The sequence below is a fragment of the Rothia nasimurium genome (assembly GCF_049068285.1).
Taxonomy (GTDB): Bacteria; Actinomycetota; Actinomycetes; order Actinomycetales; family Micrococcaceae; genus Rothia; species Rothia nasimurium_I.
Window position 1 is genome coordinate 17,284 of the sequence record NZ_JBLKPV010000017.1, and the last position, 11,457, is coordinate 28,740.

At 61.8% G+C, this 11,457-nt stretch carries 9 protein-coding genes and 1 tRNA gene; 3 read left to right on the forward strand and 7 right to left on the reverse strand.

All coding sequences use genetic code 11. The features are described 5' to 3' along the window. Positions 1 to 25 precede the first annotated feature (25 nt). On the forward strand, positions 26 to 184 hold the full coding sequence (locus ACMXX3_RS11340; protein WP_421084817.1) for a hypothetical protein: 159 nt from the start codon (positions 26 to 28) through the stop codon (positions 182 to 184). Positions 185 to 308: 124 nt separating this feature from the next. Further along, positions 309 to 950 carry an aminodeoxychorismate/anthranilate synthase component II gene (locus ACMXX3_RS11345; RefSeq protein ID WP_421084818.1) on the forward strand — a complete coding sequence of 214 codons (642 nt, stop codon included), beginning with the start codon at positions 309 to 311 and terminating at the stop codon, positions 948 to 950. 149 nt (positions 951 to 1,099) lie between these two features. On the opposite strand, the gene pknB is transcribed toward ACMXX3_RS11345, so the two are convergent. From pknB to ACMXX3_RS11380, 7 genes are read right to left on the reverse strand one after another with little or no spacing between them, the layout of a single operon-like run. Then, positions 1,100 to 3,169 carry a Stk1 family PASTA domain-containing Ser/Thr kinase gene (gene pknB, locus ACMXX3_RS11350; RefSeq protein ID WP_421084819.1) on the reverse strand — a complete coding sequence of 690 codons (2,070 nt, stop codon included), beginning with the start codon at positions 3,167 to 3,169 and terminating at the stop codon, positions 1,100 to 1,102. 30 nt (positions 3,170 to 3,199) lie between these two features. After that, positions 3,200 to 4,957, reverse strand: coding sequence for a protein kinase domain-containing protein (locus ACMXX3_RS11355; RefSeq protein WP_421084820.1), 1,758 nt, complete (start codon positions 4,955 to 4,957; stop codon positions 3,200 to 3,202). Continuing rightward, positions 4,954 to 6,396, reverse strand: a complete 1,443-nt coding sequence (locus tag ACMXX3_RS11360) for a peptidoglycan D,D-transpeptidase FtsI family protein (RefSeq protein WP_421084821.1) — start codon at positions 6,394 to 6,396, stop codon at positions 4,954 to 4,956. Before ACMXX3_RS11360 ends, ACMXX3_RS11355 begins: the two co-directional genes overlap by 4 nt. After that, positions 6,389 to 7,831: an FtsW/RodA/SpoVE family cell cycle protein gene (locus ACMXX3_RS11365; protein ID WP_421084822.1), complete on the reverse strand. Its 1,443-nt coding sequence runs from the start codon at positions 7,829 to 7,831 to the stop codon at positions 6,389 to 6,391. The genes ACMXX3_RS11360 and ACMXX3_RS11365 overlap by 8 nt, the downstream gene beginning before the upstream one ends. Further along, a complete protein-coding gene (locus ACMXX3_RS11370) occupies positions 7,828 to 9,570 on the reverse strand; it encodes a PP2C family protein-serine/threonine phosphatase (protein WP_421084823.1) in 1,743 nt (580 codons plus the stop codon). The genes ACMXX3_RS11365 and ACMXX3_RS11370 overlap by 4 nt, the downstream gene beginning before the upstream one ends. Before the next feature lie 3 nt (positions 9,571 to 9,573). Further along, positions 9,574 to 10,062 (reverse strand): FHA domain-containing protein FhaB/FipA, encoded by a 489-nt coding sequence (locus tag ACMXX3_RS11375; protein WP_421084824.1) that lies wholly within the window; start codon positions 10,060 to 10,062, stop codon positions 9,574 to 9,576. 3 nt (positions 10,063 to 10,065) lie between these two features. Then, the gene (locus ACMXX3_RS11380; protein ID WP_421084825.1) at positions 10,066 to 10,878 is read right to left on the reverse strand and encodes an FhaA domain-containing protein; all 813 of its coding nucleotides are present in this window, start codon (positions 10,876 to 10,878) and stop codon (positions 10,066 to 10,068) included. Between the two features lie 335 nt (positions 10,879 to 11,213). Between ACMXX3_RS11380 and ACMXX3_RS11385 the strand changes: the two genes are divergently transcribed. Further along, a tRNA-Leu gene (locus ACMXX3_RS11385) sits at positions 11,214 to 11,297 on the forward strand. Positions 11,298 to 11,457 lie beyond the last annotated feature (160 nt).

Sequence of the window (11,457 nt, forward strand, 5' to 3'; positions counted from 1 at the left end):
CCCCAAGACTCAAGGAACACTGACTATGTACGCGTGGATTTTCCGCCACCTACCCGGCCCGCTCTGGGTCCGAATCCTCATCTCCCTCCTGCTCATCGCAGCAGCCGTCTACCTCCTCATGGAATTCGTCTTCCCCTACTTTGAGGAATACAGTCCCTTCAACACCGACGTCACCGTCGGTTAGCGCCCCACAAAGTCAGGACGTGCCCTCTCCGCCGCAGCTAGATCCGGCAGGGAGGGCACGTCCTTCAAACGCCAGCCCCAAACAGCCGGTGCGATAGAATCTTTAGCATTAGAAAGGGGCCCCCGTGACCAAGATCCTCGTCATCGACAACTACGACAGCTTCGTCTTCACCCTCGTTGGCTACATCCAGCAGCTCGGCGCTGACACCACCGTCATCCGCAACGACGAACTCACCCTCGACCAAACCCTAGAACTGGCAGCTGAGCACGACGGCGTCCTCATCTCACCCGGCCCCGGCGCCCCCGCCGACGCCGGCGTCATCATCGACACCATCCGCTGGGCCGCCAAGACCAACAAGCCCCTCCTCGGCGTCTGCCTCGGCCACCAGGCCATCGCAGAAGCCTTCGGCGGCATCGTCAGCCACGCCCCCGAACTCATGCACGGAAAAACCTCCCAGCTGGTCCACACCAACGACTCCGTCTTCAAAAACCTGCCCAGCCCCTTTACTGCCACCCGCTACCACTCCCTCGCGGTTGAGCCCGACACTCTCCCGGCAGAACTCGAAGTCACCTCCCGCACCGACAACGACATCATCATGGGCCTCAAGCACAAAACCGCCCCCATGCACGGCGTCCAATTCCACCCCGAGTCCGTGCTGACCGAAGGCGGTTACCTCATGCTCGGCAACTGGCTCGAAGAAGTAGGCCTCACCGGCGCAGCCGCCCTCGGCGCCACCCTCTCACCGCTGATTGACGCAGAGGCATAAGGCCGGTTCTGACCTTCGGTAAGGCCCAGTAAAGCCCGGTAAGGCACGCTAGGGGGGCCGGTGCCCCCGGTGTGGTCCAGCCCCTCTCTCAATAAAAAATGCCGTCTCTTCCCGCAGGAAGAGACGGCATTTTCTATGGCCGCTGAGGCTTACTCCTCGGTGGCGGCGGCAGCAGCCGGTTCGGCGGTAGCCTGAGAGCTACCTACACCGGTCTCAGCAGCAGCGTTGTTGTTGCTGTTCTCGGTGTTGCCGGTGTCAGCTGAGGGGGCCTGGGTTGCCGCCGGGGTAGGAGCAGGGGCCTGGGTTGCCGCCGGGGCCTGAGTAGGCTCAGCAGCCTGGGTCTGGGCCGGAGCAGGGGCCTGGGTTGCTGCCGGGGTGGGAGCCTGGGTGCGGGTGGTAGCCGGGGCCTGGGTTGCTGCCGGGGCCACCGCAACGCGGATAGTCACGGTGCTACCCTGCTCAGCCAAGGTGCCAGCGGGAATGCTCTGGGAAATCACAGTGCCTGCAGGTTCTGCATTGGTCGTGACCGTCTCGATGTTGGTGTTCAACAGGGTGTTTGAGGCGGTCAGGGCTGCAATGGCGGCGTCACGGTTCAGGCCAACCAGGTTGGGAACCTCAACCTTACCGTTGGACAGGATGATGTCGACGGTAGAACCTGCATCAACCTTCTCACCGGGGCCGGGGTTCACGCTAACAACCATGCCAGCCGGAACGGTCGGGCTGTTGACGCTGGTGGTACGGCCGGGGACAAAACCGGCGGTTGTGAGGGCCTCACGGACGTACTGCTCTGACTGGCCTTCAAGGTTGCTGGGGACGGTCAGAACGGACGGGCCGGAGGACAGGGTCACGATAATTTCGCTTCCTTCCTCAGCTTCAATACCGGTAGCGGGGGAGGTTTTGACGACTGAGCCCTTGGGGATGTCGTCTGAGAACTCCTCCTGGTACTTGAGCAGGAAGTTGCGGTTGCGGAGCTCGGTCTCAGCTTCGTCCTTGGTCATGCCCTGGACGGCAGGCACGATGTGGGTGGGGACCTTGTTGAGCTCTGCCTGGTAGTAGAGCACAGAGCCGACGCCGAAGGCTGCCAAAAGCAGGATCAGCATGGTGGTGAGGGCCTTGCCCCAGGCGCTACGACGGCGCTTCTTGCGGGCCTGGTCGGCGTCCTGGCCGTAGCCGTAGCCGTAGAGTTCTTCGTCGGTGTATTCGGACTGGGCTGAGTCGAAGAAGCTGCCGATGCCTGCTTCTTCGGTTTCGCGTCCGGCACCAGCAGTGGCAAGACCGGCTACCGGGAAGGCTGTAGTTGCAGCCGTCAAATCTTCATCCTGACCTGCGTACATGCCGTCACTGGCATTCTTCAGGGCGGTGGCAAACTGGGCTGCGCTCTGGTAACGGTCAGCAGGGTTCTTGGCCAGGCCCTTCAGGACGGCCGCGTCCAGGGCCGGTGTCACAGCTTCGGCTGCGAAGACGCTGGGGGCCTGAGGGGTTTCGCTCAGGTGCTTGCCAGCGAGTTCAACATTGGTAGCCGCGTCGAAGGGGGAGCGGCCAGCGATCATCTCGTAGATGACGCAGGCGGCTGAGTAAACATCACTTCGAGCATCGACGGTCTCACCGCGGGCCTGCTCGGGGGAGATGTAACGGGCTGTTCCCATGACGGTGTTGGCCTTGGTGATATCCTCGCCAGCTTCTTCAGCGGCGCGAGCAATACCGAAGTCCATAACCTTAATCTGGGTAGCTTCACCGTGCTGCTTATCTTCAGCAGACTGCTCCAGAATCATCACGTTGGCGGGCTTGATATCCCGGTGGATGATACCGGCGCTGTGGCTGTAGTCCAGGGCCTCAAGAATCTGGATACCGTAAGCGATAGCGTCGTCCTGGGTAACCTGGCCCCGGTCGAGGGCTTCACGGAGGGTGGTTCCCTGGATGAGTTCCATGACCATGAAAGGCACTGAAACGTCAGCGCTTCCGGTTTGAATATCGAAGGAGCCGGTGTCGTAGACACCAACGATGGAGCGGTGGTTGAGGGCCGCTACTGACTCCGCCTCGCGCTGGAAGCGGGCACGGAAGATAGCGTCCTGGGCGTGCTCGGCGCGGAGCACCTTGAGGGCTACCTTGCGGCCCAGCCGGGTGTCGGTAGCCTCGTAGACGGTCGCCATGGCGCCGGAGCCGATGACGGCTCCGACGGCGTAACGCTGATCGATAGTTTCAGGAACCTGCTGGTCCATGTATTCACCCATCATGAGTCGGTGGAGTAATTAGTTGCCGGTTTCTTCAGCACTCGGTGCTGAGGTGCTGGCTGATGTGCTTTCTGTTGCAGGAGCCGGTTCTTCACTGGCTGCAGCGCTAGATGTTGGTTCCGCTTCTGGCTCGGTTTCCTGCTGGGGAGCCCGGGCCACATAGACATCAACGCTACTACCTACCTCAACCCGCGAGCCTGAGGTGGGTGAAGTCCGCAGAATGGTTCCCTCGGTGGCGCTGTTGCTTTCTTCAAAGTGAATCTGCACGTTGACGCCGAGGGCGGTAATCGCTTGGATGGCTTCTTCAGAGTCTGTACCCTCCAGATTACTGGGTAGAGTCACAGATTTGGGGCCAGTTGAGTATTGAACAGTAATGGTTTCGCCCACTTCTAGGCTTCCGGTGGGGGAAACGGAGAGGACGGTGTCAATCGGCTGGTCTGATGAGATGCCGGAGGTGCGGGGGGAGAGCCCCATGCTGGTGAGTTCGTTGACGACCTCGTCCAGGGGGCGGCCTTCGAACTGGGAGGAGCGGATATCGACCCGTTGGGCGGCGGTTTCTGTCTCTTCGGGGGCGGCTTCGGTGGTGGCCGGGGCACTGACGGTGGAGACGGTGCCGGACGCGGTGGGGCTGGGGTCAGAGGTCCCTGTGCTGCGGTTGTTTCCGGCCAGGATGAACCAGGCGACCGCTGCAATCAGAAGCAGGGCAAGTACGAGGGAGACCCAGCCCCAGGGGTTTTTCTTCTTCTGTGCCGGGGGCGCAGCCGGGTAGGCGGCGGGGGCTGCCGCATTGGGGACGCGGGCCGTGGTGGGCTCGGGTTCGAAGCGGGCGCCGGAGCCGAACCGGGTGGCGGCGGGGGTGACCCTGGTGGGGGCGGTGATGGCTGCGGTTGCGGCGGTGTCTGCTCCCTGGGGCAGGAAGTTGCTGAGGGAGGGGACGGCCTTAATGGCAGCGGGAAGGTCGCGGCGGCGGATCGCGTCAATGGCGGAGGCCAGGGCCGTTGCGGTGTCGGGCCGGTCTGCCGGGTCCTTGGAGAGCAGGCACATGATGAGCGCTGCTGCCGGGGCGGGGACGTCCTTGGGCAGGGCGGGCGGCGGATCGTTGACCTGGGCCAGGGCAATAGCAATCTGGGATTCGCCGGTGAAGGGGCGGCGGCCTGCAAGGCACTCGTAGCCGATGATGCCCAGGGAGTACATGTCTGAGGACGGGGTGGCCTGCTGACCGGTGGCCTGTTCGGGGGCCAGGTACTGGGCCGTACCCATGACCTGGCCGGTGGCGGTGAGCGGCACCTGGTCGGCTAGGCGGGCAATACCGAAGTCGGTGACCTTCACCCTCTCGTCCGGGGTGATGATGAGGTTGCCGGGCTTCACATCGCGGTGGACCAGCCCCTGGGCGTGGGCCGCTGCCAGGGCACGGGCTGATTGCGCCATGATGTTGAGGATGCGGTCTGCCGGGAGCTGCTTATCGCGTTCGATGATGTTTGAGAGCGGCTCGCCGGGGACAAGCTCCATGACCAGGTAGGCAGAGCCGTCCTCTTCACCGTAGTCGAAGACGTTAGCGACGCCGGGGTGGCTGAGCAGGGCGGTGTGGCGGGCTTCGGCGCGGAATCGCTCTAGGAAGCCGGGGTCACCGGTATATTCCTCTTTCAGAATCTTTACGGCGACGGTACGGCCCAGGACCTTATCGCGCGCCTTCCAGACCTCACCCATACCGCCAATTGCGATACGTTCGGTCAGGGTATAGCGACCGCCAAGGGTCACATCTACTGAAGGCCTCACTTGTTCAACACCGCCTCAAAAAGTTGTTTAGCTGCGGGAGCAGCAAGCTGCGCCCCTGTCGTAACGTCTACACCTTCATAGACTACCGCGAGAGCTACCTGCGGATCGTCTGCTGGTGCAAATCCTGTGAACCAGGAGTTGTTTAATCCTGTATCACCAATTTCTGCTGTGCCGGTTTTACCGGCTACTTGTACTCCGGGGACCGCTGCTCGCGAGGCAATACCTTCGTTGACACCGGTTACCATCCAATCCCTCACCTGGTGGGCGATCTCTGCCGAGGTGGAGCGTCTTAGCTCTTCAGCTGAGAACTCGTAGAGGGAGCTCAGGTTGTGCGACCGGACGGACCGCACAAGGTTGGGCTTCATCTGCACGCCGTCGTTAGCGATTGCTGCGCTCATCATGGCTACCTGCAAGGGGGTTGTCTTCACATCGTACTGACCAATGGAAGCGAGGGCTAGCTGGCTGTCTTCCATATTGGTCGGGAAGATAGCGGGCGCTACAGCGAGGGGGATGGAGAGGTCTTCGCCGTACCCGAAGTTCGCTGCCGTCTGGGAGATAGCGTCCTCGCCGAGATCCATGGCGATTTGGGCAAAGGGCGTGTTGCAGGACTGGGAGAGGGCCCATTCGATGGAGACGCTCGTGCGGGTTGCGCACTGGCCGCCGACGTAGTTGGGCAGGACGCTATTTGAGTTAGGCAGGGCCAGATTCTGGGGGTTGGGGATGACAGAGTCGGCATCGTACTTCCCAGATTCGAGGGCTGCTACGGCGTCAATGATTTTGAAGGTTGAGCCGGGGGCGTAGGTGTCACCTGCGATAGCCCGGTTGAAGAGCGGCCGGTTGGGGTCGCTGTTGAGGGCTTCGTAGCGGCCCAGGACGGACTCGGTGTTATGGGAGGAGAGTTCGTTGGGGTCGTAGGAGGGGGTGGAGGCCATGGCCAGGATTTCACCGGTTTTGGGGTTGAGGGCGACGATAGCACCCTTGTGGCCCTCCAGGAGGCTGTAGGCCAGTTGCTGGAGTTGGCCGTCGATGGTGAGTTCGACGCTGGCGCCCTGGGCCGCGTTGCCGGTGAACATTTGGGCAAGGCGGTCGTAGAACTGGGCGTCGGAGGTGCCGGAGAGCTGGTCGTCCATGACGGATTCGAGGCCGGTGGCGCCGTAGATGGAAGAGAAGTAGCCGGTGATTCCAGCGTAGAGGTGGGGCTGGGAGTAGTAACGCTGGAAGGCGTAGCCGTCGTTGGATTCAACGGATGAGGCGATCTCTGCCCCGTCTACGACGATGGAGCCGCGCTGGGAGCCGTAGCTTTCGTAGAGGGTACGGGAGTTCCAGGTGTTGGCCTGGAGGTTCTTTGCGTCAAAGAACTGGATGTAGGTGAGGGTTCCGAGCAGCATCACAAAGACGCAGGCTGCGGCGATCCAGGCTCTGCGGATAGCCCTATTCACGGGTGGCACCTCCTGCCCGGTTGGTTTCGGTGAGTCGGGAAATGACGGACGTTGCCCCTTCGGGTTCGTAGCCGTCGGCCTCGATGCTGTCGGCGGCGTCAAATTCTTCGACGACGTGGGGGGCTCGGGCCGTGTGGGAGATAGCGAGAAGGATTGCGACGATGATCCAGTTGGAGAGGAGGGATGAGCCGCCTGCTGACATGAAGGGGGTGGTCAGGCCGGTGAGGGGAATCAGGCGGGTGACGCCGCCAATGACGACGAAGAGCTGGATCACCATGAGGGCGGAGAAGCCTGCTGCGAGGAGTTTGCCGAAGGCATCGCGGGTGCCTAGGGCGGCGCGGAAGCCGCGGGATACGAGCAGGAGGAAGAGCATGAGAATTGCGCTCAGGCCCAGGAGGCCCAGTTCTTCACCGAGGGCGGTGATAATCATGTCGGAGTTGGAATAGGCGACGAGGTCCGGGCGGCCGTTGCCCCAGCCGCGTCCGAAGAGGCCACCGGAGGCTAGGCCGAAGAGGCCCTGCACAATCTGGCCTGAGCCGCCGAGGGGCTGGTTGTAGATTTCAGCGTCGAAGGCGTGAACCCAGGAGTTGATGCGGAAGTAGACGTGGGAGATGTAGTTGTAGGCCAGGATGCCGCCAGCGCTGACAAAGAGCAGGCCGAGGGCTACCCAGGTGAGGCTTCCGGTGGCCAGGAAGAGCATGGCCAGGAAGATGCCGAAGAAGAGGATGGCTGAGCCCAAATCACGCTGGAAGACCAGCACGGCTAAGGAGACGAGCCAGGCGATGACCATGGGGGCCATGTCTCTGAAGCGGGGCAGGCGGACGGGGCCGATTTTCTTGCCCGCCAGCATGATCAGATCCCGGTGGGTTGAAAGATAGCCAGCGAAGAATATAGCCAGGGTAATTTTGGCGATTTCGCCGGGCTGGAAGGTCCGGCCACCCACCATGATCCAAATGCGGGCCCCGTTGATTTCTACACCGATGAAGGGCAGCAGGGGTAGGAGCAAGAGGACGATAGATGCCGCTAGGGATATATAAATAACCCGGCGTAGAACCCGGTGGTCCCGCAGGAAGAAGAGCACTACCGTCGCAGCCACCATAGCCAGGCCGGTCCACATCAACTGGGCTCCACCGGCAGTTGTGGCGGTCGTCAGGTCAATGCGGTAAATCATAGCCAGGCCTATACCGTTGAGGGCAACAGCAATCGGCAAGATAAAGGGGTCAGCATACCGGGCCCGCGCGTACATCACCCCGTGCAAGAGCAGGGCGCAGACCCCCTGAACCGTCAGAGCCTGCAACCAGAAGCCGTTCTCAACAGCAGCCTCCGGGTCTACCAGGTACATGGCAGACGGGCCCAAGACCAGGGCGATGAGGGTCAGGAACAGTTCGGTGATACGGCGGGAGCGGGGTAGGTCGGTAGTCTGTGAGAGACTCATGGGGTACCTCCTTGCTCGGTAGCCGGTGATGATTCGCTAGGTTCTGGGGACGGGGCTGGGGTAGTCGATGGGCTTGGGGTGGCCGTCGAGACGGTACCGGGCTGGACGGGCTGGGAGCTACCGTCCTGACTATCTGCAGCCTCCTCGGGGAGCTGCTCCCTGAGGTTCTGCACAATCTGTTGGGCCTCCTCCATACTCCCGGCCCGCAGGGTGCTACGCAGCAAGGACTGGGAGAACTCGGGCAGGTCAGCCACCTCAATATCGGTCTGCTCCACGACGGTATGCAGGTGCAGGGGGCCAAGGTGCTGGTTGAGGCCGTTGTAAACTGTCACCCGGTCACTTTCAATACCCACGAAATACTGGGACTTACCCCACGAAAACAAGCTCCACATAGAAGCTGCCGCCACAGACAAGGTCAAAGCCAGCACGAACACCCGCATAGGCCAGCGGTGCGGCGACGGGGGCACCTGGCTACTCAGAGCCACCCGGTACTCCTCGGGAAGCTCTGCCGGCTCAAGAGTATTCTCAGCCGGGGCAGTAGTGAGGGTCGCCAAGGTCTGGGCCGCACGGGCAGTCACCGTAGGAATCATGCCGGTCTGGGTGGCATTAACCGCCGAACCAACGAGAGTATGGGGGCGCTCAGCAAGCTCCTGACGCAGGACGGACGCCGGCGTCGGCTCAGGCTCTTCACCGTCGCCAGGGGGCGGGGCTGAATCAACCCCGGCCCGGACGGTCATGGTGTTGAGGACCCCGTCGCTAAAGGACTCTCCCCGCCACTTGCCGTGGCGCAGGGCATGACGGACCTTAGCGTGCTGGGGCAGGCGGCGCCGCCACGGGAAATGATGGGCTTCCCCGGGCACAGACCCGCCACTACTCTCCTCGTTAGCCTCACCCTCAAGGGCAGGATCCTGCCCCTCTACCTCGGTGGGCCACACGCCCACCAGCTGGCCGTCCTCACCGTACTTCCGCACGGGAATAATGGGCTGGGGGGCGGTAATAGCGGCAGACAAAGAATCCGCATCAATCACAGACAGGGCCACAATCGTGACATTGTCAGGGGCCCCGCGCTCCAGGGTCATCTCGGTCAGAATATCGACAATCTGCTGCAAATCGCCGGTTGACCGCATCACAGCTTCAATCTCAGCTACCTGCACCACAGCGTCCAAGCCGTCAGAGCTCAAAACCCACTTCTCGCCCACTACGGCGTCCAAGGTCCGCAACTCAAGCTCGGGGGAGGCGTCCACATCGCCCAAAACCCGCATAATCACGTTCTTGTGCGGGTGCGACTCAGCCTCCTCGGGGCTAATCCGCCCCTCCTGCAGCAGCCGCTGCACAAAGGTATGATCCGTGGTGATCTGCTCAAAGACACCATCGCGCAAACGGTAGGCCCGCGAGTCACCAATATGGGCCAACTCGATACGGTCCCCGTCCACCAAGAGGGCGGTGCAGGTCGTCCCCATACCAGCCAGGCGCGGATTAAGACCCACCAACTCATTCATAATGAGATTGGCATTCACGATCTCATCTGCCAAATAAATGCTGGCATTACCGTCAAAACCGGTGCGGTCAAGCGGGGTCAAATCAAGCACGGTCGTCGCCGACGCAACATCGCCACCCACATGGCCACCCATGCCGTCAGCAACTACCGCCAGGTAGTGCCCGGCATAGCCAGAATCATCGTTCTTAGAGCGCACTCTACCCACATCAGAGCGGGCGGCAAAACGGAAAGCGATATTCATGCACTAGGCCTTCAGCTGCAACACGGTGCGGCCCACCCGGAAAGGCTGCCCCGCCTCAACCGGGGTCGCCCGGGTCAAACGGGTCTCATCAATAAAGGTACCGTTCGTTGAGCCAAGATCCTCAAGGAACCAGCGGGAACCCTGCGGGAAGAGACGGGCATGGCGGCCAGAGGCATAGTCATCCTGAAGGGAAACCTCAATATCGGTAGCCCGACCAATCAAGACCGGATCATCACCCAGCCGCATCACAGCCCCCGCCTGGGCCCCCTCAACAATCATGAGCTGGGACGCCCGAGCAGGCAGGGGAGTAGGGGCAGGGTGGGCAGGAGTCGGTGGCGCACTAGAAGCCTCAGCCGCCTGGTAAGGGGCAGTACGCACGTTCCGGCCGATACCGAGGTCGCGCCGGGCCGCAGCCAGCACCATAAAGACAAAAAGCCACAGCAACATCAAAAAAGCGAAGCGCAAGACCGTAACAGTAATTTCAGACGCCACAGGCTACCCCTTTCGAACCATCAGTCGGAACACAATGCGGGCCCCGCCCATCTCAAGAACAGCCCCGCTCTTAATCTCAGCCCGGCCGTGAAGGCGCTGCCCATTGACGTAGGAGCCATTCGTTGAGCCAAGATCAACAGCCAGGTAGGTGCCATCCTGCTCCACGATTTCAAGGTGGCGGCGGGACACCCCGGAATCATCCAGGGTGATATCAGCATTGGATCCCCGCCCCAGGGTCACCGGCAAGGAGCGCACCATGACGCGCTCGCCGTTGATCTCAAGGACGACCTGCGGCTTGGGCTGCTGCGGAGCCTGGTAGGACGGGGCCGGGGCGGCTACAGGCCGCGCCGGGCGGGTAATGCGGGTAGGCAGGGAATCCGTTGCGGAGCCCGGGTGCCCGCCTGCTGCCGGGGCGTAAGGGGCTGGGGCGGCGGCGTCCTCAGGGCCCTGGAGCTTGACGAGAGAGCCGGTGACAATGAAGTTGCCGGGCTCAAGATCGTGGGCGACGGCGAAGGTGACGCGCACGGTGCCGCGCAGGGAGTAGCCCTGGGTGCGGCCGTGGCGGACGACGACGTCACAGAGCTCTTCAGCCAGGGGGACGCCCCACTGCTGGGCGCGGTGGAAGTCGGGGGCTGAGAACTCGACGGTGAAAACGTTAGGGGCGAGGGTGCGACCGGACGCTACCGCATAGGCCTTATCGTCCATTTCGGTGCGGATCCGGTTGGCGATATCAACCGGCTCGAAGGTGCCGGACTTACTGAAGGTGCTACGCACAGCTTTTTCGAGGCCCTGCTCTAGCCTGTTAATAAACCCCATGCCTGCCTCCTTCACCATCAAAACCCTGGTTTAGCATAAAAGTCTGGTGGCACTTCATGGACGCCGTACAGCTGTGGCGGTGCGGGTGCCGGGCTGCCGGGCACGGTCTGCCGGTAGCCTAAGCTTCTAGTCTAGTGGATAACCGTAAAAACTCCCTCAGAATACCTGGTAAATACCTCCCGGTAGCCCCAGAAAATGCAGAGGGTGGGGGTGGGGCTCTGACCGTGAAAACAGGTGGAGTGACAGGGAACACTGTTTCCCGGTTGGACATGCTGCCAACAGTGTGTGTATAGTAATCTTCGTTGCTCATTCAGCAACGGTAAAAAATGAATAATGCGCAAGTGGCGGAATTGGCAGACGCGCTGGCTTCAGGTGCCAGTGATCGCAAGATCGTGGGGGTTCAAGTCCCCCCTTGCGCACAACGAAGAGAAACCCGTTTTTCCTAGTGAGAGCTAGGGGGAGCGGGTTTTTTCATGTCTGAAAACGGTTGCTTGACAAAAATCTGGGGTTATAGGCAGAAAAGTGTGTCCCACCCCGGGCGCGTCACCCACCACGACCACCCCAACCACGCCGCACCAC

Bases quoted from the DNA above. Each gene is read 5' to 3' on its own strand.
- ACMXX3_RS11340 (WP_421084817.1), top strand. From the start codon at position 26: ATGTACGCGTGGATTTTCCGCCACCTACCCGGCCCGCTCTGGGTCCGA.
- pknB (WP_421084819.1), bottom strand. From the start codon at position 3,169: ATGGACCAGCAGGTTCCTGAAACTATCGATCAGCGTTACGCCGTCGGA.
- ACMXX3_RS11365 (WP_421084822.1), bottom strand. From the start codon at position 7,831: ATGAGTCTCTCACAGACTACCGACCTACCCCGCTCCCGCCGTATCACC.
- ACMXX3_RS11370 (WP_421084823.1), bottom strand. From the start codon at position 9,570: ATGAATATCGCTTTCCGTTTTGCCGCCCGCTCTGATGTGGGTAGAGTG.
- ACMXX3_RS11380 (WP_421084825.1), bottom strand. From the start codon at position 10,878: ATGGGGTTTATTAACAGGCTAGAGCAGGGCCTCGAAAAAGCTGTGCGT.